Source organism: Corallococcus sp. AB030, assembly GCF_003668965.1.
Taxonomy (GTDB): Bacteria; Myxococcota; Myxococcia; order Myxococcales; family Myxococcaceae; genus Corallococcus; species Corallococcus exiguus.
This window is the reverse complement of the sequence record NZ_RAWQ01000152.1, coordinates 1-19,660: the sequence shown is the minus strand read 5'-3', so window position 1 is coordinate 19,660 and position 19,660 is coordinate 1. Positions and strand designations below refer to the sequence as shown.

The window sequence follows — 19,660 nt, the reverse complement described above, 5'->3', positions numbered from 1 at the left end:
GCCTCCGGGCACGGCCTCGACGGCGGCACTCCCGGAACCTGACGGTCCATCGCCGCGAGGCTCGCGCGGCATGGGGGTGGGTGCCATCCTCGCGGCACCGTGACCACCTCCCTCGACCTGTTCGCCATCCAGCCGCGCGTCACGCTCGACGACTATGCCTCGCAGGAGACGTTCGCCTCGCACCATCGGGCGCTCGCTGCACGGGCGGACGCGCTGCGTCCCCGGGACGCCTCGGGCCGGCCGTTGAACCCCGCGCTCGCTGTCTGGCCGGAGATGGTGGGCGCGGCGCTGGGACTGATGGGGCACCTGTCACGCGTGCGCCGCCGCAAGACGACGAACGGTGCCCTGACGCGCGTGGCTCTCGCGGAGTGGCTCGGCATGTTCCGCACGTGGAGCGCCTTCCATCCACCGACGATGGAGGAGTGTCTCTACGCCACGGTGGCGCCCCGCGTGCACCGCGCGATGTACGAGACCTTCTCCGGCATCGCGCGCGACTTCGGCCTGTGGGTGGTGGCCGGAAGCGCGCTGCTGCCCACGAACCGCCTGGGCCCGGACACCCCTGAGTACGAGCCCGCGGGAGCGCGTACCTTCAACACCAGCTACACGTTCTCACCGGATGGCCACTGCGTGGCCGTCACGCGCAAGGTGAACCTGGTGCCCACGCAGGAGGATGTGCTGCACCTGAGCCCGGGCCGTCCGGAGGACCTGCCGGTGCTGGACACGCCGTTCGGGAAGCTGGGGACGCTCGTCTGCTACGACGGCTTCCGCGAACCCCACACGTCCGGCGAACCCTATTTCGTGCCCTGCGCGCAGTACCTGGACGCGCTGGGCGTGGAGGTGCTCGCGCAGCCCTCCGCCAACGCCTGGAGCTGGGACGCGCCCTGGGCCTTCAACGCGCCCGGGGAGACGCAGCTGCGCAGCGAGCAGTGGTTCAACGAGGGCCTCTTCACGCAGCTGCGCACCCTGAAGCGCGTGCGCTACGCGGTGAACCCGCAGCTCACCGGTGGCTTCTTCGACAACACCTTCGAGGCGCCCTCGCTCATCCTGGAGCGCCGGGGGCCGGACGACGTGCACGTGCTCGCCCAGTCCGCGGATCCACGCGGCGAGGACGTGCTCCACGTCACGGTGTCTCGCTAGCCAGCGGCACGAGCCGCGCGTCATCCTCCAGGACGAACTTGAGCGTGGGGCCACGCTCCTCCGGCTTCCATCCCAGGTCCCGCGCCATCACGATGACCCGCGCCACCAGGTCGGGGCCCACGTCGCGAGTCACGAGTCCGGTCATGTCGCCGTCGTCGACGTGGAGCCACGGATCATCGTGGCGGACACGGACGTGCAACGCCTGCCGGGTGGACTCGGCCCACACGACCGTGAGCAGCCGCCAGCCCGTTCCCTCCGGTGCGTCCCGCCGCCCCCGAAGGCTCCAGCGGTACGAGACACCGTTCACCGTCAGGAGCCGGGCCACGAGCGCCCTACTCGCCCAGCTTCTTCTTGAGCAGCTCGTTGACGAGGCCGGGGTTGCCCTTGCCCTTCATGGCCTTCATCACCTGGCCCACGAAGAAGCCGTACACGCTCTTCTTGCCGGCCTTGTACTTCTCCACCTCGCCCGCGTTCTTCGCGAGGATGTCGTCCACCACCGCCTCCACGGCGCCCACATCACTGACCTGCGCGAGCCCCTTCTCCGCGATGATGTCCGCGGGCTGGCGGCCCGTGCGGAACATCTCCCCGAGCACGTCCTTCCCCGCGTTCGCGGACACCGTGCCCTTCTCCACCGTGGCCAGCAGCTCGCCCAGCTGCGCCGGGGTGAAGCGCAGCGCGGAGATGGGCGTGCCCTCCTCCTTGAGCAGGCGGCTCAGCTCACCCAGGAACCAGTTGGAGAGCTTCTTCGCGTCGGAGACGTGCTTCGCGCAGGCCTCGAAGAAGTCCGCCAGCGGGCGCTCGGCGGTGAGGATGCGCGCGTCGTAGACCGGCAAGCCGTACTCGCTCATGAAGCGCGTGCGCTTCGCACGAGGCAATTCCGGCAGCGACTGCCGCTGCGAGTCCCGCAGCGCGTCCGACACGAGGAGCGGCGGCAGGTCCGGCTCCGGGAAGTAGCGGTAGTCGTGCGCGTCCTCCTTGGAGCGCATGGACCGGGTGACGCCCTTGTTCACGTCCCAGAGGCGCGTCTCCTGGTCCACCTTGCCGCCGGACTCGAGGACGTCCACCTGCCGCGCGGCCTCGTACTCGATGGCCTGCTTGAGGAAGCGGAACGAGTTGAGGTTCTTCAACTCACACCGCTGCCCGTACGTGGTGGAGCCCTTGGGCATCACCGACACGTTGGCGTCGCAGCGGAAGCTGCCTTCCTCCAGGTTGCCGTCGTTGACGCCCAGGTACACCAGCACGTCGCGCAGCACCTTGAGGTACTCCACCGCCTCGTCGGCATCGCGCAGGTCCGGCTCGCTGACGATCTCCATCAGCGGCACGCCCGCGCGGTTCAGGTCCACCAGGCTCTGCCCCGCGGACGCGGCCGCGTCGTGCACGCTCTTGCCCGCGTCCTCCTCCAGGTGGATGCGCCGCACGCGCACCGTCTTCTCACCCGAGGGCGTGTCGATGACCAGCTCGCCCCACTCGCAGATGGGCTGATCGTACTGGGTGATTTGATAGCCCTTGGGCAGGTCCGGATAGAAGTAGTTCTTCCGGCTCCACACGCTCGTGGCCTTCACCGTGCACCCGAGCGCCAGGCCCGTGCGCACCGCGTACTCCACCACGCGCTGGTTGAGCACCGGCAGCACGCCGGGCATGCCCAGGCACACCGGACAGGTGTGGTGGTTGGGCTCGGCGCCGAACGCGGTGGAGCAGCCGCAGAAGATTTTCGACTGCGTGAGCAGCTGCGCGTGGACCTCGAGGCCGATGACCGTCTGGAAGTCGCTCAGGGGCATGGCGGTGTCACCCTTGTGTCGCGCCCGCTAGACGGGGGCGGCGCGGCGGAAGAAGTCGTGCTCGCGCTCGAACGCGCGGGCGATGCGGAGCAGGCGGGCCTCGTCGAAGGGGCGCCCCAACAGCTGCATGCCGATGGGCAGCCCCGCCTGTGTGAAGCCGCACGGCACGGACAGGCCGGGCAGGCCCGCCAGGTTGCACGGCAGCGTGTAGACGTCCATCAGGTACATGGACAGCGGGTCGTCCACCTTCGCGCCCAGCTTGAACGCCGGCACCGGCGACGTGGGCGACACGATGGCGTCCACCTGCTGGAACACCTTCGTGAAGTCCTCGCGGATGAGCGTGCGGACCTTCTGCGCGCGCAGGTAGTACGCGTCGTAGTAGCCGGCGGACAGCGCGTAGGTGCCCAGCATGATGCGGCGCTTCACCTCCGCGCCGAAGCCCTGCCCCCGCGTCTGCGTGTACAGCTCCTTGAGCCCGCGCGCGTCCTTCGCCCGCTGCCCGTAGCGGATGCCGTCGTAGCGGGCCAGGTTGCTGGACGCTTCCGAAGAGGCCAGCAGGTAGTACGTCGCCAGCGCGTACTTCGTGTGCGGCAGGGACACGTCCACCAGCGTCGCGCCCAGCTTCTCCAGCTCCTCCAGCGACGCGCGCAGCGTGCCCGCCACCTCCGGGTCCATGCCCTCCGCGAAGTACTCGCGAGGCACGCCCAGCTTGAGGCCCCGCACCCCGTCCTCCAGCCCCGTGAGGCAGTCCGGCGTCTCCACGTCCGCGGAGGTGGAGTCCAGCGGATCATGCCGCGCGATGAGCTGGAAGAGCGCCGCGGTGTCCCCCACCGTGCGAGCCATGGGGCCCGGCTGATCCAACGACGAGGCGAAGGCGATGACGCCGTAGCGAGACACCCGTCCATACGTGGGCTTGAGCCCCACGGTGTTGGTGAGCGCCGCGGGCTGGCGGATGGAGCCGCCCGTGTCGGTGCCCAGCGCGCCGAACACCTCGCGCGCCGCCACCGCCGCCGCAGAGCCACCGGACGAACCGCCCGGCGTGCGCGTCAGGTCCCATGGGTTGTGGGTGGGGAAGTACGCGCTCGATTCGTTGGACGAGCCCATGGCGAACTCGTCCATGTTCAGCTTGCCCACGAGCGGCAAGCCCGCCTCTTTCAGCAGGCGCACCACGGTGGCGTCGTAGGGCGGGACGAAACCCTCCAGGACGCGCGAGGCGCAGGTGGTCTCCACGCCCTCCGTGAGGAAGATGTCCTTGAGGCCCACGGGCACGCCGTCCAGCGCGCTCAGCGGGCTGCCCGCCTTGCGGCGCGCGTCACTGGCCTCGGCGGACTTCAGCGCCCCGGGCTCGTCCACGCGCAGGAAGGCGCGCACCTTCGGGTCCACCTGGGCGATGCGCTGGAGGCTCGCCTGGGTGGCCTCCACGGAGGACACCTCGCGCGAAGCCAGCTTCGCCGCCAGCTCCAGCATCGACAGGTCGGTGAGCGACGACATGGCGGGCTACTCCAGGATCTTCGGGACCGCGAAGGCAGTGCCCACCTTCGCCGGAGCGTTGGCGAGCCCTGCTTCCGGGGGCAGTGACGGACGCAGCACGTCCTCGCGCAACAGCGAGGACGCGAGCGTCGCGTGGGAGGTGGGCTCCACCTGGCTTACGTCGAGCGCTTCCAGCTCCGCCACCGCGTCCAGGACCGCGGACAGCTGGGTGGCGTAGCGCTCCTCCTCTTGCGGCGTCAGCGACAGCCGCGCCAGGGTGGCCACGTGCCGGACCTGCTCGAGCGTGAGGGCCATGGTGAAGCCTCCTCCGGACTTCGCGGTGCTACGGGGACGGCGGCGTGCGCTTGAACAGGTTGAGGACGGCGTTCATCACCTTGCCGCTGCCCTCGTGGCCGTGCTGCTTGATGACCTGCTCCAGCTCGCCCGCGTCCAGCCAGACACCGTGGCAGTTGAAGCAGCTCTCCAGCTCCACGTCGCCCTGCTTCAGCGTCTGCAGGTCCATGCCGCACTTGGGACACTTCATGTAGTGCAGCTGCTTGAGCGACTCGCGCTGCTGGGCGGCCATCTCCTTGGACTGCTCAAGGGCCAGCTTGCGCTTGGCTTCAATCTCCTCGCGCGCGAAGTAGTCGTCTTCGTTGTGGGAGGGCTTGTCGGGGCTCAGGTCGGACATGGTCTCGGGTTCTCCTTGGCGGCAGGCACCATACCCTCTCGCCACGGGGACGCGCCCGAAATGTAGGCCTTGTTCCGCCTCCTCGGAGCCCCCTTGGACGCCTGCCGGAAAATTGACCCCGCCCCCTCCCTCCCTATTCTCGCCGGGCGGATTGCTACAGCTCGCTACGCGGCTGGAATCGGGCAGAGGGAACAGGGGTCCATGACAGCGGCAAAGAAGGGTGGCCGGGCGGAGAAGGCGGTGCTCTCCCGGCAGGAGATCGCGACCCGTCGCAAGGCGCTCGCGAACAAGAAGATGAAGGCCCCGGGCGCTGCGAGCCCCGCCAAGCGGGCGCTCATCGGCGTCTTCATCCTGGCCGCCTCGTTGCTGGCCTTGCTGGCGGTCGCCACGTTCGACGCGCATGACCGGGTGGGGCCCGGCTTCCACAACGCGGTGGGCCCCATGGGCCACCTCATCGCGGAGACCCTGCGCGGCGCGCTGGGCGTGTGCGCCTACCTCATCCCCGCGGGTGGCATCTACACCGCCGTGGTGCTCTTCGTGGGCAACCGCGAGCGGCGCCGCATGCCGCAGATCATCTCCCTGGCGCTGCTCACCTGCAGCGTGTCCGTGCTCGCGCAGCTCATGTTCGCCAAGGACAAGGGCTGGGCCCACCCGCCCGGCGGCGCGCTGGGCGCGAGCCTGGGCGGCCTGATGGAGGGGATGTTCTCCACCGTCGGCACCATCATCCTCGTCACCGCCATCAGCGCGGCGGCGCTCATCGTGGGCACCCAGTACACGTTCTTCAAGCTGTGCTCGCTGGTCTGGGCCGGCCTCACCGTCCTGGGCCGCCGCATCTCCGAGAACGCGCACGTCTTCTGGGAGCAGCAGAAGGTCAACTACGCGGCCCGCCAGGAGCGGCTCGCGCAGGAGAAGGAAGAGGAAGCCGCGTTCCTCGCGGAGCTGGAGGCCGAGGAGGAGGAGCTGTCCGAGGCCGAGCGCATCGCCGCGGAGGCCGAGGCCGCCGAGGCGGAGTCCCTGGCGGAAGAAGCCGTGCGCCTGGCCCGGCAGAACGAGAAGGAGCAGATCGCCAACGCGAAGAAGGCGTTCAAGGAGCAGAAGGAGCGCGAGAAGCTGGAGAAGAAGCTCGCCCGCGAGGAGCCGTCCGAGGACGAGGAGGACGACGCCTCCGACGAACAGCCCTCGCTGCCGCCCGAGCGCGCCGAGCGCCGCTCCCCGGGCGCCGACCCCGCCTGGGCCGCGTCCTTCCTCGCGCCCCAGCCGCAGCTGCCCGCCAACGCGGACGCGGGCGAGCCGCCCCGCCGCGCGCGCAAGACGCCGCAGATCGTCACCCCGCCCTCCGCGCCGTCCACGCCGCCGGTGCCCGCCGCGTCGCTCACGCCTCCGGCCGCCGAGCCCGCCGCGAAGCCCGTGGTCGCGGAGAAGCCGGCCGCCGCCGCGCCGGGCAACGCCCTCATCCCCGCGCCGCCCTCCGCGCTGGCGCGCATGCCGCTCATCGTGGAGCCCAAGGCGCCGCCCAAGCCCACCGCCGTGAAGCGGCCGCAGGACCAGTTCGAGTTCGTGGGGGACCGCAAGAGCTTCTCGCTGCCGCCACTGGACGTGCTGGAGGCGGACAAGAAGGAGCGCTCCGCGCTGGACAAGGACGCGTTCCTCGTCACGGCGGAGAAGCTGCGCGCGAAGCTGGCGGACTTCGGCATCGTGGGCGAGGTCGTCGAAATCCGCCCCGGACCCGTCGTCACCATGTACGAGTTCCTGCCCGGGCCCGGCATCAAGGTCAGCAAGATCGCCGCGCTCCAGGACGACCTGGCCATGGCCATGGAGGCCATGCGCGTGCGCATCGTCGCCCCCATCCCCGGCAAGGGCGTGGTCGGCATTGAAGTCCCCAACCGCGACCGCGAGACGGTGTTCCTCAAGGAGATTGCCGAACAGGACACGTTCCAGAAGAGCAGCAGCAAGCTCACCATGTGCGTGGGCAAGGACATCGAAGGCATGCCGTACGTCTTCGACCTGGTGAAGGCCCCCCACCTGCTCATCGCGGGGACCACCGGCTCCGGCAAGTCCGTGGCGGTGAACTCCATGATCATGAGCATCCTCCTCAAGGCCACGCCCGAGGAGGTCCGCTTCATCATGGTGGACCCGAAGATGCTGGAGCTCTCCGTCTACGAGGGCATCCCGCACCTGCTGCTCCCCGTCGTCACCGACCCCAAGAAGGCCGCGCTCGCGCTGCGCTGGGCGGTGGAGGAGATGGAGCGCCGCTACCAGCTGCTGTCCGAGGCGGGCGTGCGCAACATCGCCGGCTACAACAAGCTGGTGGAGACGCAGGCGTCGGAGGAGAAGCCCGCCCCCGCCCCCGCCGCGAAGAAGAAGACCAAGCCCAAGAAGATGTTCGTCGTGGACGTGGAGGGCAGCACCGTGCCCGCCCCCGCTTCCGCCAGCGACGGGTTGGGCGTGGCCATGCCGCGCGAGGACGACGAGGACCTGCGTGAGGCCATCGTCTCCGAGCCCGCTCCCACCCTGGAGGCCGACGGCGAGGAGGACGCGGAGTTCGAGGAGGACGGCGAGGAGTCCACTCCGGCGGAGGCCGCTTCCCCGGAGAAGAAGGAGCTCAAGAAGCTGCCCTACATCGTGGTCATCATCGACGAGCTCGCGGACCTGATGATGGTCGCCAGCCGCGAGGTGGAGACCTACGTGGCGCGCCTCGCGCAGATGGCGCGCGCGGCCGGCATCCACCTGATGGTCGCGACCCAGCGTCCGTCCACGGACGTCGTCACGGGCATCATCAAGGCCAACTTCCCCACGCGCATCAGCTTCATGCTGCGCTCCAAGCCGGACTCGATGACGATTCTGGGCACGGTGGGCGCGGAGGCCCTGCTGGGCATGGGCGACATGCTCATCATGCCGCCCACGAGCGCCCACCTGCAGCGCGTGCACGGCGCCTACGTCTCCGAGCAGGAAATCAAGAAGGCGGTGGACCACCTCAAGGCCCAGGGCAAGCCCGTCTTCGACGAGTCCATCCTCAAGCCGCGCGATGACGAGAGCGAGGGCGGCGGTGGCGAGGAGGACGAGCTGTCCGACGAGCTCTACGACCAGGCGCTCGCGGCGGTCAGCGAGATGCGCTCCGTCTCCATCTCCATGCTCCAGCGCAAGATGCGCATCGGCTACAACCGCGCGGCGCGCATGATTGAGCGCATGGAGCGCGACGGCGTGGTGGGCCCCGCGGACGGCGCCAAGCCCCGCGAGGTGCTGCTGCGCGGCCTGGGCGACATGCCCGGCGCCGGGGCGATGTAGCCCCACGCCACCCCTTCAAGGCCCGGGGAACGGACGCCCGTTCCCTGGCGGTTTTCCCCTCGGGGGCGCCACGGAAAGCTTCCGGGCGCCCCCGCTCTACTTTCCCCCCGGACGGCCGAATGATCGTCGCCATCTCCCGCTTCCGTGCGTCCCCCGAAGAGGCCGACGGCTGGGTCCACCGGCTCCAGGAGCGCTCGCGGCGAGTGGACGGCCACGCGGGCTTCCTGGGCCTGGAGGTGCTGCGTTCGTTCGAGCGCTCGCCTGAAATCCTGCTCGTCACGCGGTGGAAGGACCGGGACGCCATGCGGGCCTACTTCCAGTCCGAGGACTTCCAGCGGGCCAAGGGGGCCAGCGCGTCCCAGGAGGACGCCACCTTCGCGATGTATGAGGTCGTGGCCACCTGAGCAGTTCCCAATCGCCCCCGGGTCGTCTAAGGGCGGTGCACCATGGCTGAACGTCTTGCCCTATTCGTCACCGCCGCGCGCGGCACCGAGGACCTGCTCGCCGAGGAGCTGAAGGAGCTCGGCGCGAAGCGCATCCGCCAGGACCGCGGCGGCGTGCGCTTCATGGCCTCGCTCGACGAGGCCCTCAACGTCTGCCTCTGGTCCCGCATCGGCATGCGCGTGCTCTATCCATTGGGCGAGTTCGAAGCGAAGGGTGCCCAGGGGCTCTACGACGCCGTCGCCAGCGTCCCGTGGGAGGAGCACCTCACCACGAACGTGACGTTCGCGGTGGACGCGAACCTGAAGGACACCGAGCACGCGCACTCCGGCTTCGTGGCACTGAAGGTGAAGGACGCCATCGTGGACCGCCTGCGCGACAAGCTGGGCTCGCGGCCGGACGTGGACACGCGCAACCCGGACGTGTCCGTGGTGGCGCACCTGGTGAAGGAGAAGCTGTCCCTCTCCCTGGACCTGTGCGGTGACCCGCTGCACCGGCGCGGCTACCGCGTGCGCCCCACCCCCGCGCCCCTGAAGGAGAACCTGGCCGCGGCCCTCCTGCGCGCGGCGGGCTACACCGGCACGGAGGCGCTGGTGGACCCCATGTGCGGCTCGGGCACCATCGTCATCGAGGGCGGCCTCATCGCGCGCAAGCGGGCCCCGGGCATCAACCGGGGCTTCGCGGTGGAGCGCTGGCCGCACCTGGGCGTGCGCGCGAAGGAGCTGCTCGCGGACCTGCGCGCGGACGCGCGGCGCAACGAGCGCAAGGTGGAGGTCCCCATCCTCGGCTTCGACAAGAGCGACGAGGCCCTGGAGGCCGCGGACCGCAACGTGAAGGCCGCGCGACTGGGCGAGGAAATCCAGCTCGCGGAGGGCGACGCGACGAAGCTCCCGCCCCTGCCCGAAGGCGGCGGGCTCGTCCTCACCAACCCGCCCTATGGCGACCGGCTTGGCTCCGGCGGCCAGAAGGGCATGAAGACCTTCTACTTCAAGCTGGGCGATAGCTTGCGCGCGCTGCCGGGCTGGCGTGTCTGGGTGCTGTCCGGCAACCCCGCCTTCGAGAGCGCCTTCCACGCGCGCCCCATGGCCCGCCGCGACGTGTGGAACGGCCCCATCCCCTGCACGCTGCTGGGCTACCGCGCCCCGTCGCTGCCCCCCGGCTCAAAGCCGGTGTTCAGTGCGGCGGGCGAGTCGCAGGAGGTTGCTCCGATGCGTCCAGAGCATCAGGACGAATAGCCCCGCGGTGAGCAGCACGTACTCGCGGGAGGGCGCGGTGAAGAACGCGGTGGCGATGGCGACCACCGCCGCAGACAACGAGCCCATGGAGCTCACGCGCCACCGGGACACCACCAGCCCGTAGATGATGGCCCCCGCGAGCGCCGCCTTGGGCACCAGCACCACCAGCACGCCCAGCGCGCTGGCCACGCCCTTGCCGCCCTGGAGCTTGAGCCACACCGGGTACACGTGCCCCAGCACCGCGGCCAGCCCCACCAGCGCGTGCGCTTTCGCATCCCCAGGCAGGTAGTGCACGGCCAGCGCCACGGGCAGCACGGCCTTGAGCGCGTCCAGCAGCAGCACCACCGCGCCCAGCTTCTTGCCGGCGACGCGCGTGACGTTGGTGGCGCCGATGTTGCCGCTGCCGCTGGCGCGCACGTCCACCCCACGAAACCACCGCGTCAGCAGCACGCCGAAGGGGATGGAGCCGCAGAGGTAGCCCAGCAGGAGGAAGGCGGAGAGCACGGAAGAGAACAGGGTCCCGCCCTTCAGGACAACAGGTGCGGGAAACGGGTGTGCACCACGACGTAGGCGTAATTGACCAGCAACACCAGCGGGAACGCGATGCGCACCCACCGCCACTCGCGCTCCTCCAGCTCCACCTCCGGGATGGGCAGCGCGAAGAGGAAGTGCAGCACCGTCGCCACCGCGGCCAGCGCGAACAGCAGCGCGCACACGGTGCCCAGGGGGTTGGCCTCCCACGCTCCCGGGATGTTGAAGTGCGCGACGCGGTCCGCCACGCGGGTGAGCCCACAGCCCAGGCAGGGCCAGCCCGTGTGCTCGCGCAGCACACAGCCCCAGAACGGGATGATGCGGGCCACGGGGACGTAGCGCCCCACGAGCAGCCCCCCGAGCCCGACGAGCCCGAGCCATTCGAATGTGCCCAACCGGCGGTTGGGGGCGGGGATGGTGACCTTCATGCGCACCTCGCGCCGAGTGTGCGGGACAAGTCGCGAGGATGGAAGGGGCGCCTTGCCGGGCCCCGGAAACCTGGGCTAAGCGAACGGGCATGCACATGCTCCGCACCGCCCTCGTGATGCTGGTCGCCGCGCCCCTCGTGGCCCTCGCGGCGGACAAGACGCCCAAGCCCGCCGCCAAGGCCGCGGAAGCGTCCAAGGCCGAAGCCGCGGCGAGCGACTGCCACCACCCCGCGGAGGCGAAGACGCCCGAGGCCGCCAAGGCCGCCGACACCGGTTGGACGCTCACCCGCGGCGAGCCCCTCAAGGGCGAGAAGACGGTGAAGCTGGCGGAGCTGCTCGCGAAGCCCCAGGCCCACGACGGAAAGGTCGTGCGCGTGGAGGGCCAGGTGCGCAAGGCGTGTGAGAAGAAGGGCTGCTGGATGGAGCTGGCCCAGGACGCCAAGAGCCCCGGCGTGCGCGTGACGTTCAAGGACTACGGCTTCTTCGTCCCGCTGGACTCCGCGGGTTCGCAGGCGCGCGTGGAGGGCGTGGTGAAGGTCGCGGAGCTGAGCGACGCCCACGCGAAGCACTACGAGGCCGAGGGCGCCATCGTCCCCCGCGGCACCGACGGCAAGCCCCGCGAGATTCAGCTCGTGGCCTCGGGCGTCGAGCTGCGCCGCTAGCCGCGATGGGAGGCCGCAGTTTCAGCATGAGGGGCGTGCAGGGCGCGGCCGACCGGGCCGTGCAGCACGCCCGCGCGTGGCTCCTGGAGACAGAGCCCGGGTCGCGAGTGCACGACGTGCAGTTGGACCCGCGCTTCCAGCACCGGGGCGTGGACCTGCTCTGGGAGCTGCCCTCCGGAGAGGTGCGCGGCATTGAAGTGAAGGGCGACCGTCAGGCCACCCGCCGCCGCTACTTCTTCGAGCTCATCTCCAACCTGGAGAAGGACACGCCGGGCTGCTTCCTCTACAGCGGCGCGGACCTGATGCTGTACGTGTTCCTCACGCAGGGGGAGCTGCACGCCCTGCCCCTGCCCCGGGTGCGCGAGTGGTTCCTCCCCCGCGCCCGCGAGTACGCCCTCAAGCACGCCTTCACCCAGACGGGCGCCATCCGCTACACCACCGTGGGCGCGGTCGTGCCCGTGCGGGACGTGGCGGAAGGAGTGCCCGGCGTCACCACCGTGAAGCTCAAGCGCGCGGCGCCAGAGAAGCCTGACGTAAAGCCCGGCACGCCGGACGCGGAAGGCGCGACGCCCGCCGCGGCCAGCGAACCCGCGGCGCCCGAGGCCCCGGAAGCCCGGAGCCCCCGGCGCACGGGGACCTGAAGCCCGGCCGATTAGCGGCGGCGCTGCGGCTGCGCGTGCTGGTGACGGTGCGCCCGGTGGCCCGGGTGCATCTTGTCGTGCAGGGCCTCCAGCCGCTCCTGCGTGCCCATCAGCTCCAGGAGCGCGGACCGGTCGTTCTGCTGCTTGAAGACGTGCTCCAGGCGGGGCACCAGGTCCAGCGCCAGGTGGATGTCGTTGGCCTTCTCCGCCTCCGCCAGCAGGCCGCGGCCCTCGACGGACGCGTCAATCCACGCCTGCAGGTGGATGAGGCCGTCCACCGCCAGCAGGCGCGAGATGGGCGCGCGAGCCATGTCGTGGATGAGGTTCTTGAGGTCCTGGATGGCGGGCTCGCGCTCGCCCTTCGCGGCGCGCACCACCGCCTGGGAGATGCCGCGCCGGTCGGGCAGCAGGAACTCCTCCACCTCGGCGAACGCCGAGGCGTCGTCCAGGTGGCCCTGCGCGGCCAGCGACTCCGCCAGGCTGTCGAACAGCTCCGCGTCCTTCTCCGAGAAGGGCGCCAGCGCCTCCTGGAGGAACGGCTGGGGCAGCGCGCCCTTGTCATCCACCGTCAGCTTCGAGCGCAGGGCCTTCACGTGCTCGAAGGAGGAGGCCACCGGGGCCTCCTTCGCGCCGTTGAGCTTGTGCACGAGCACCTGCATCAGCGTCGCCAGCCCCTGCGTGAAGTCCTGCGGGGACACGCGGTCCGGCATCCACCGGCGCCACAGCTCCACGGCCGCGGCCACGACGTAGTCCTTGAAGGGGCCGGTGCCCTTCCACTTCGCCGCCCACTGCTGGGCGATGCCGAGCGGATAGGCGGACTCCGCCAGCTTGCGGTAGTCCTCTTCACCCACCGGGATGCCGTAGTGCCCCAGCGTGCTCAGCAGGGCCTCCGTCGAGTAGTCCTTGAGGCCCGTCTTCTGCCACGACTTTTCCACCCGCTGCGTGCTCACCAGATGCTCTCCGAGGCCATGCGAGTGCCGGCCATCGGCCCCGCTGCCCATCTTCTAGCGAAAGCGGAGCCCGGCGAATACGGCCTTTGCGGGCCCCGTCAGGCGGCGGACGGCTGGGGCGGCGGGCGGCCCGGCACGATGGGCCACACCGTGGGCTGGCGCCGCCCGTCCTCCACCCGGCGGGCCATGTACGGCTCGCACCCGCGCTCCTTGAAGGCCTTCTTCCACGCGGCGAAGCTGCCCCCCGCGCGCCAGGCGTCCATGGCCGCGAGCCCCGCCTCCGGACCGCACTGGGCCAGCATGTACTCCACCCAGGCCCAGCGCGCGGACGTGGGCCGCACCTCCGCCCGCCCTCGCAGGCCCTTGCGCAGCCGCTCCAGCTTGTTCTCCACCTCGCGCAGCCCCGCGAAGGGCGCCCCGTCCAGCGGAGTGTTGCGCTTGGCCACGAAGGGCGCGACCCCCAGCGCCACCGGCAGGATGCGCGACAGCTCCGTGGTGAAGCGGATCAGCTCGTCGATGTCCGCGTCCTCTTCATGGGGCAGGCCCACCACGTTGTAGACCTTGAGCTGCTTCATGCCCGCCGTGCGCGCGAACCGCGCGGCGCGGACAATCTGTTCCTCGGAGTGCTTGCGGTCCACCAGGTCCCGCATCTTCTGGGACGCCCCGTCCGCGGCCACCGTGAGGCTCATCGCCCCCCCCCGCCGGAGCTGATCCACCAGCTCCTGCGTGAGCCGGTCCGCTCTCAGGGAGGACACGCCCACCTCACGCCCGGAGTCCACGATGGTGCGCAGCAGCTCCACGATGCGCGGGTGGTCCGTCACCGCCGCGCCCACCAGCCCCACGCGCTTGGCGTGCTCAGGGATGAGGGACAGGATGCGCTCCGGAGGCACCGTGCGCATGCCGCCATTCGTGGTGCGGCGCATGACGCAGTAGTGGCAGCCACGGGAGCAGCCCCGCTCCGGCTCGATGAGGAACATCGACCGGAGCTCCGTGTGGGGCGTGATGATCTGCGTGCGCGCTGGCAGCCGGGCGTCCGTCGCCTTCGCCACGTGGTAGCGCGCCCCACCCCGCCCGGGCACCCGGAAGCCGGGGACCTTCGCCAGGTGATCCAACAGCGCCTCGCGCTCCATGGAGGCGGCGGCCTCCAGCAGCACGTGGATCAAGTCCTCCGCCTCCCCCTGGACGAGCACGTCCACGAAGGGCTCCAGCGGATCCGGGTTGGAGAACGTCAGCGGGCCGCCTGCCACCACCAGCGGATGTCTGGCATCCCGCTCCGCTGAAAGAACCGGCAAACCAGACAAATCCAACATCGTGAACAACCCTGAAAGCTCCAATTCATAGGCAACTGAAAAGGCAAGCATTTCAAAGCTAGACACGGGTGCCTGGGATTCCCAGGTAAACAATGGCGTCCTAGTTCTCTTGTATGTCTCGACATCATCGGGAAGGAAGACACGCTCGGCGGTCGCGCCCGCGTGCTCATGCACCTCCCGGTAGATGGCCTGGTAGCCCAGCGAGCTCATGCCCACGTGGTAGGGGCTCGGGTAGCAGAGCGCGACCCGGTAGGGCGCCTCCTTGCGGAGCGTCCCTGCTTCGTCCGCCAGCAGTGAGCAGACGTGCTCGATGAGTTCGTAACGGCCCTCCATGGTCCTCCCGACAGTGGATTCCAGACACTAACAACAGCGCGGCCCCGGACCGCCACTCCCGCGTGGGGGAGGGGCTGCCGGGGCCGCGTTGGCCTTCAGGGTCGGTCAGTGCCGACTACTTGAACGACGGGATCTTATTCGACGGGACGCAGCGACCCTCGTTGTAGCTCGGGGGGAACTCATCGTTCTCCTCGACGTACTCCGCCTCTTCCTCCGTCAGGAAGTCGCCGAACCAGAAGCGCTCCGGGACCGCCTCGCACTGCACGGCGAAGTCCGGGTTGATGCCCGAGCCCGAGCCGCAGTTGGAGAAGCCCTGCTCCGGATCGTTCTGGTCAACACGGGGATCGCAGCCGGTCGCCGGCCACACCGCACGCATGATGTACGTGGAGGTGCAGCCATTGCGCGTGAACGTGACCTCACCCGTCATCTGGGTGCCCGGAGAGCTGGGCGACGAGTACACCTTGATGTTCGCCAGCGTGTACGAGATGGCCGAGGTCACCCCAGCCTGCGTGGGGTTCACGGTCGCGGTGTTGAACGTCGGCGCGAGGCAGAAGTCGTCCGTGGTGTCGGCGCTCAGGTTACCGGTAACCTGAAGGCTGTCGAACGTGTTGTTCGCGTCCGACGAGCCCAACCGGGCCATGTACTGCGGCCGAACCACGAGGATGTTGCTCCCCGTCTTCGGGTCCGCGAACTTCCACACGCCCAGGTTGTCACCCACCTCGAGCGCCTCGGTCGCGCCGCAGGCGCTGCCGTCCGGCTTGATGCCGGTCGGACCGCTCACGACGTCGTACTTCGCCCACCAGTTCGCGAAGCTCGCGTCCTGGACGATGCACCCGGGGTTCGGCTGCTCGACATCGCAGGCGGTCAGGCTGCCCGCGGCCGTCAGCATCACCAGCGTTGAAAGAATGCTCTTGCGCATGTTGCTGATCTTCCTCACGTGGTCGGGTGGTTAGAACGTGTACCGGACACCGAAGCGGATCTGCCGCGGCGCCTGGTAACGGTCCGGGTTCTTGTAGTTCTGGTTCACGTCTTCGTAGGCCAGCTTGCCACCCGCCGCCGCCGGGACGTTGCCCGCGCTGTCAGCCGTGGGCAGGTCAGACACGGAGCCCGCGGTGTTGGTCTTCGCGTCGTACACCGGGAGCACCTGCTCGAAGGTGTAGGACTCGTCGACGCTGTCCACGCCCTGGAAGTTGAAGAGGTTGAACACGTCCAGGGTGAAGGACACCACGCTGTCCTTGCTCACGCGGTAGTTCACGCCCACGTTGGAGTCGACGCTGTTGATCCACGGGGTGCGACCGCCGCTGCCGCGCGGCAGGATGAACGTCTCATCCTGGCCGTAGCCCGGGTACGCGCCGAGGTAGCTGATGGGCGTACCGGAGTTGCCGCGGTAGGACAGACCGATGCTCGCCGACAGCGCGTTGGAGATGTTGAACTCCTTGGCGCCGAACACCTTGATGGCGTGCGTGCGGTCGAAGGGCAGCAGACCCGTGCGGTTGTTCAGGAGGGCCACCAGGTCGAAGTCCGCGAGGATGTTCGGGTCGAGCTGGTTGTTCTCCGGGCGGAACAGACCGGGGTAGTTGCCGTACAGGCGGGACCACGTGTAGCTCGCCTGACCCAGCCAGCCTTCCGTGAACGTACGGTTCAGGTAGACGGTGACCGCGTCGTAGTCACGCACGGGCGTCGGGAACTCCTTGGCGAAGCCGCTGCCAGGGTTACCGAGGAAGTACGTGTTGCCGTCATCGCGGCTCATGTCCTCGATGACCTTGCCCATGTCGCGGTGCGTGTACGTCGCGCCCAGGCGGGTGTTCGCCAGGAGCTCGTACTCACCGCCGACCACGACTTCGTCGGACGACTGGGGCTGGATGTCCGGATCGACCGGCTCGCTCTGCACCAGACCGCCGCTGAAGTACTGGTTGGAGTTCAGCGTGGCCTCGGCGCGGGGCACGATGTACTGGCGATCCGAGCAGTTGCCGCGCTGGCCTTCCAGCGTGGACGGGTCGCAGCCCGGAACATCCGACCCCGGCTCCGACAGGTAGCGACGCGCGCTGAAGCGACGCTCACCCGGGAAGGCGCGGTCCATCATGTTGAGCGGAACCTGCTCGTAGTAACGGGCGAAGTTCACGAACAGCTTCGCGCGGCCGTTGGCGAACGGATCCACCACGGCGCCGATGCGGGGCGACCACTGGTTGGCCAGCTTCAGCGCCAGGTTGCCGTCGCCGCCGTACATGTTCTGCACGTCGTAGCGCACGCCGAGGTTCAGCGTGACGCGGTTGGCGATGGACCAGCTGTCCTGGAGGAAGCCACCGATGGTGGTGCCGCTCGTGGACGACTGCTGCAGGGTCTCGAACACCGGGGTGTCCGGGGCCGTCTGGTAGCCGTAGCGGCGGTTGTCCGACCAGATGCGGCGGGTCACGCCGTTGAGCTGCACATCGCTCGCGGCACCAGCCTCCTGGAGGAACACGCTACCGGAGTAGGCCTTCTTCTGATCGAAGGTCAGGAACTCCGTGTCCACGCCCGCCTTGAACACGTGCGTGCCCAGGGCGTTCAGCAGGTAGGTGGCCTTGGCGTTGATCTGGTAGCGATCCAGCGTCGCCTCGGACATGAAGCCGGGGCCGCCCACGTAGTAGTTCGTCGCCGGGCAACGCACGGCCTGCTCCGCCGCCGTCGTGCCGCAGTACTCCGCGGCGTTGGGGACGTTCTCGAACGTGGTGATCGGGCGACGACGCGTGTACATGGCCAGCGAGTAGCCCGCCAGGCCGTCCGTCGAGCCGATGGCGCTGCCGTCCGCCGGAGGGTTACCAGCGGTCTGGTGGAACCAACCGAGGTTGGCGTCGACCAGGACCTTCTTGTCCATGAAGGCGCCGGCGTACTTGAGAGCGAGCGCCGTGGTGTTGGCGCGGTTCTCAGTCTGGCCGATGTCCTCAGGGCGCGAGTTCTGCGCCGCCGGCAGACCACCCGAGCGGGGGCTGATCTGCAGCTTGCCCAGACCACCCGACACGGTCGGGGTGCCGTTCAGGGCGAACGACACGTTGTGGTCCTGGTTGATGAGGTACGTCAGCTTGCCCATGAACTGGATCGTGCGGGAGTCCGCGAAGTACGTCCGCTCGGAACCCGGGATCTGCTGGACGACGCTGAAGCCGTTCGCATCCTTCGCCACCGCGCCGTTGTCATCCAACGTGAAGGCGTTGAGCGCACGGGTGTGCTCGTAGCGCTGGAACGACGGCGCGAAGCCGGCGAAGAACCAGAGCTTGTCCTTGAGGATGGGACCGCCGAGGGTGGCGCCGAAGTCGCCCAGGTTGCTCAGGGCGTTCAGGCCGGTGATCGTGGTGCCGTCCTCGATGACCAGCTTGCGGTTGCCTTCCGCGAAGCCCGGCGTCCAGTTGGCGAACACGGAGCCGTGGAACTCGTTGGAACCGGACCGGGTCACCGCGTTGATCACACCGCCCGTGGAGCGACCGAACTCCGGCATGTAACCGCCGGTGATGATGTTCACGTCCTGCACGAACTCGATGCTCAGCGGGCTGGCGTTCACGCCGAAGGCCGGGTCGTTCGTGGACAGACCGTCCACCACGTAGCCGTTCTCAGGCGAGGTCGTGCCGTTGATGGACACGCCGTACTGGTCGGACTGGGCGCCCGGGGCGAGCTCGGCCAGGGATTCAAAGGAGCGCGTCGCGCCACCCTTGCCGACCGGACGGGCCACCGCGATGCGCTTGATGAACTCCTGATCAACGTTGAGGCCCTGGTTCGTAGAACCGACGTCGATCGTCGGCGGGGCGCCAACGATGGTCTCCGTCGACGAGAAGCTCTCAGGGAGCAGCTCCACGTTCACGCGGATGGTACGGTTGAGCAGCAGCTGGATTTCAGGGCGGGCGAAAGGCTTGAACGACTCCTTTTCGAACCGCAACGTATACGTGCCCGGCGGGAGCTGGGGAATACGGTAGTTACCCTGTGCGTCAGTAACCACGGTCTGCTCGCCCTGCAGGTTGGGCGAGGTGGCGGTCACAACGACATCTGCAGCCGGCTTCTTGTCTTCAGTGTTGATGACAGTGCCGATGATGACGCTGGACTGCGCGAAAGCTGCGGATCCGTACAACAGACCCGCAGCAAGGACGACTCCGGTTTCCCGAAGTACTTGTTTCACTTGCATACCTAACCCCTCCAAGGTGGGCTGCAACCGAAAATGACTTGGGAAAATATCCGAGGTCAAGCAGTTGTCAATAGACCGTTGCTTTTTGGTGACCAGTGGGGCATTGGCCGAACACGATTGCGGCGCCAGACACGGTTGCTTGAACCCGGAACCCTTTTCTGTATGGTGGCCGCCCTTCAATCCGGGCATGGCGGGGACGGGTAGTCCACTGGTGAAGAGGAGTTACGTGCATGTTCGATTCAGTCCTTGACCGCGGCCAAGGACCCAGGTCGCGCTTCGGCGTGGGTGCCGGCGTTTCCACGCTGCTCCACGTTGGCCTGCTGGGTCTTGTCGCCTATCTCTCCACGCGTCCGCCTCCCGTGGAGGAGAAGGAGGTCGAGGTCACGCTGAAGGCCACGATGGCTCCGCCGCCTCCGCCTCCGCCTCCGCCTCCCCCGGCGTCGAAGCCGAAGACGGAGAAGAAGGTCACGCCCAAGAAGCCAAAGGACGTGATCGTGCAGCCGAAGGAGATCCCTCAGCAGAAGCCGCAGGAGACGGAGACCCCGCCCGAGCCTGACGAGCCCGAGGCGAGCGAGTCCGAGGTCGAGGGGGGCGTGGAGGGTGGCGTCGCGGGCGGTGTGG

At 69.0% G+C, this 19,660-nt stretch carries 17 protein-coding genes and 1 pseudogene; 7 read left to right on the top strand and 11 right to left on the bottom strand.

Translation table 11 applies throughout. The features are described from left to right. Window positions 1-99: 99 nt before the first annotated feature. Complete coding sequence (locus D7Y15_RS29870) at window positions 100-1,137, top strand: carbon-nitrogen hydrolase family protein (RefSeq protein WP_121754680.1); 1,038 nt, start codon at window positions 100-102, stop codon at window positions 1,135-1,137. Here the strand turns inward: D7Y15_RS29870 and D7Y15_RS29865 are convergent. From D7Y15_RS29865 to D7Y15_RS29845, 5 genes are read right to left on the bottom strand one after another with little or no spacing between them, the layout of a single operon-like run. Next, entirely contained in the window at window positions 1,121-1,462 is a 342-nt protein-coding gene (locus D7Y15_RS29865) for a hypothetical protein (protein ID WP_120580520.1), read from the bottom strand. The two genes, D7Y15_RS29870 and D7Y15_RS29865, sit on opposite strands and share 17 nt — an antisense overlap. 7 nt (window positions 1,463-1,469) lie before the next feature. Further along, window positions 1,470-2,915 carry an Asp-tRNA(Asn)/Glu-tRNA(Gln) amidotransferase subunit GatB gene (gene gatB, locus D7Y15_RS29860; RefSeq protein ID WP_120580519.1) on the bottom strand — a complete coding sequence of 482 codons (1,446 nt, stop codon included), beginning with the start codon at window positions 2,913-2,915 and terminating at the stop codon, window positions 1,470-1,472. A 27-nt stretch (window positions 2,916-2,942) separates the two neighbouring features. Then, the gene (gene gatA, locus D7Y15_RS29855; RefSeq protein WP_120580518.1) at window positions 2,943-4,406 is read right to left on the bottom strand and encodes an Asp-tRNA(Asn)/Glu-tRNA(Gln) amidotransferase subunit GatA; all 1,464 of its coding nucleotides are present in this window, start codon (window positions 4,404-4,406) and stop codon (window positions 2,943-2,945) included. A 6-nt stretch (window positions 4,407-4,412) separates the two neighbouring features. Continuing rightward, entirely contained in the window at window positions 4,413-4,700 is a 288-nt protein-coding gene (gene gatC, locus D7Y15_RS29850) for an Asp-tRNA(Asn)/Glu-tRNA(Gln) amidotransferase subunit GatC (RefSeq protein WP_120523770.1), read from the bottom strand. A gap of 28 nt (window positions 4,701-4,728) precedes the next feature. Next, window positions 4,729-5,076 carry a zf-TFIIB domain-containing protein gene (locus tag D7Y15_RS29845; RefSeq protein WP_120580517.1) on the bottom strand — a complete coding sequence of 116 codons (348 nt, stop codon included), beginning with the start codon at window positions 5,074-5,076 and terminating at the stop codon, window positions 4,729-4,731. Window positions 5,077-5,277: 201 nt separating this feature from the next. On the opposite strand from D7Y15_RS29845, the gene D7Y15_RS29840 reads away from it, so the two are divergent. The 3 genes from D7Y15_RS29840 to D7Y15_RS29830 all read left to right on the top strand — a co-directional run bounded on the left by D7Y15_RS29840 (window position 5,278) and on the right by D7Y15_RS29830 (window position 10,037). Then, window positions 5,278-8,361 (top strand): DNA translocase FtsK 4TM domain-containing protein, encoded by a 3,084-nt coding sequence (locus D7Y15_RS29840; protein WP_120580342.1) that lies wholly within the window; start codon window positions 5,278-5,280, stop codon window positions 8,359-8,361. 119 nt (window positions 8,362-8,480) lie between these two features. After that, a complete protein-coding gene (locus tag D7Y15_RS29835; RefSeq protein WP_120580341.1) occupies window positions 8,481-8,765 on the top strand; it encodes an antibiotic biosynthesis monooxygenase in 285 nt (94 codons plus the stop codon). A 42-nt stretch (window positions 8,766-8,807) separates the two neighbouring features. Further along, entirely contained in the window at window positions 8,808-10,037 is a 1,230-nt protein-coding gene (locus D7Y15_RS29830) for a class I SAM-dependent RNA methyltransferase (protein WP_120580340.1), read from the top strand. On the opposite strand, the gene plsY is transcribed toward D7Y15_RS29830, so the two are convergent. Beyond that, complete coding sequence (gene plsY / locus D7Y15_RS29825; protein ID WP_120580339.1) at window positions 9,963-10,541, bottom strand: glycerol-3-phosphate 1-O-acyltransferase PlsY; 579 nt, start codon at window positions 10,539-10,541, stop codon at window positions 9,963-9,965. The genes D7Y15_RS29830 and plsY overlap by 75 nt on opposite strands. A 23-nt stretch (window positions 10,542-10,564) precedes the next feature. Then, window positions 10,565-10,996, bottom strand: coding sequence for a DUF2752 domain-containing protein (locus tag D7Y15_RS29820; RefSeq protein WP_120566606.1), 432 nt, complete (start codon window positions 10,994-10,996; stop codon window positions 10,565-10,567). Between the two features lie 89 nt (window positions 10,997-11,085). On the opposite strand from D7Y15_RS29820, the gene D7Y15_RS29815 reads away from it, so the two are divergent. Continuing rightward, a complete protein-coding gene (locus D7Y15_RS29815) occupies window positions 11,086-11,658 on the top strand; it encodes a DUF4920 domain-containing protein (RefSeq protein ID WP_169821929.1) in 573 nt (190 codons plus the stop codon). Window positions 11,659-11,684: 26 nt separating this feature from the next. Then, window positions 11,685-12,299, top strand: a complete 615-nt coding sequence (locus D7Y15_RS29810; protein ID WP_233597393.1) for a hypothetical protein — start codon at window positions 11,685-11,687, stop codon at window positions 12,297-12,299. 11 nt (window positions 12,300-12,310) lie between these two features. On the opposite strand, the gene D7Y15_RS29805 is transcribed toward D7Y15_RS29810, so the two are convergent. The 4 genes from D7Y15_RS29805 to D7Y15_RS29790 all read right to left on the bottom strand — a co-directional run bounded on the left by D7Y15_RS29805 (window position 12,311) and on the right by D7Y15_RS29790 (window position 19,039). Then, a complete protein-coding gene (locus D7Y15_RS29805) occupies window positions 12,311-13,249 on the bottom strand; it encodes a hypothetical protein (RefSeq protein ID WP_169821928.1) in 939 nt (312 codons plus the stop codon). 98 nt (window positions 13,250-13,347) lie between these two features. Continuing rightward, the gene (locus tag D7Y15_RS29800) at window positions 13,348-14,892 is read right to left on the bottom strand and encodes a radical SAM protein (RefSeq protein WP_120580335.1); all 1,545 of its coding nucleotides are present in this window, start codon (window positions 14,890-14,892) and stop codon (window positions 13,348-13,350) included. Window positions 14,893-15,007: 115 nt separating this feature from the next. Next, window positions 15,008-15,811 (bottom strand): hypothetical protein, encoded by an 804-nt coding sequence (locus D7Y15_RS29795; protein WP_120580334.1) that lies wholly within the window; start codon window positions 15,809-15,811, stop codon window positions 15,008-15,010. 30 nt (window positions 15,812-15,841) lie between these two features. Further along, entirely contained in the window at window positions 15,842-19,039 is a 3,198-nt protein-coding gene (locus D7Y15_RS29790) for a TonB-dependent receptor (RefSeq protein ID WP_120580333.1), read from the bottom strand. 230 nt (window positions 19,040-19,269) lie between these two features. Here D7Y15_RS29790 and D7Y15_RS29785 point away from each other — a divergent pair. Further along, window positions 19,270-19,660: pseudogene (locus D7Y15_RS29785) on the top strand (energy transducer TonB); the annotation flags it as partial.

Excerpts from the sequence above, each read along its gene's own strand:
- D7Y15_RS29845 (WP_120580517.1), bottom strand. The coding sequence starts at position 5,076 with ATGTCCGACCTGAGCCCCGACAAGCCCTCCCACAACGAAGACGACTAC.
- D7Y15_RS29840 (WP_120580342.1), top strand. The coding sequence starts at position 5,278 with ATGACAGCGGCAAAGAAGGGTGGCCGGGCGGAGAAGGCGGTGCTCTCC.
- D7Y15_RS29830 (WP_120580340.1), top strand. The coding sequence starts at position 8,808 with ATGGCTGAACGTCTTGCCCTATTCGTCACCGCCGCGCGCGGCACCGAG.
- D7Y15_RS29795 (WP_120580334.1), bottom strand. The coding sequence starts at position 15,811 with ATGCGCAAGAGCATTCTTTCAACGCTGGTGATGCTGACGGCCGCGGGC.
- D7Y15_RS29820 (WP_120566606.1), bottom strand. The coding sequence starts at position 10,996 with ATGAAGGTCACCATCCCCGCCCCCAACCGCCGGTTGGGCACATTCGAA.
- D7Y15_RS29800 (WP_120580335.1), bottom strand. The coding sequence starts at position 14,892 with ATGGAGGGCCGTTACGAACTCATCGAGCACGTCTGCTCACTGCTGGCG.
- D7Y15_RS29835 (WP_120580341.1), top strand. The coding sequence starts at position 8,481 with ATGATCGTCGCCATCTCCCGCTTCCGTGCGTCCCCCGAAGAGGCCGAC.
- gatC (WP_120523770.1), bottom strand. The coding sequence starts at position 4,700 with ATGGCCCTCACGCTCGAGCAGGTCCGGCACGTGGCCACCCTGGCGCGG.
- D7Y15_RS29790 (WP_120580333.1), bottom strand. The coding sequence starts at position 19,039 with ATGCAAGTGAAACAAGTACTTCGGGAAACCGGAGTCGTCCTTGCTGCG.
- D7Y15_RS29815 (WP_169821929.1), top strand. The coding sequence starts at position 11,086 with ATGCACATGCTCCGCACCGCCCTCGTGATGCTGGTCGCCGCGCCCCTC.
- D7Y15_RS29810 (WP_233597393.1), top strand. The coding sequence starts at position 11,685 with ATGAGGGGCGTGCAGGGCGCGGCCGACCGGGCCGTGCAGCACGCCCGC.
- gatA (WP_120580518.1), bottom strand. The coding sequence starts at position 4,406 with ATGTCGTCGCTCACCGACCTGTCGATGCTGGAGCTGGCGGCGAAGCTG.
- gatB (WP_120580519.1), bottom strand. The coding sequence starts at position 2,915 with ATGCCCCTGAGCGACTTCCAGACGGTCATCGGCCTCGAGGTCCACGCG.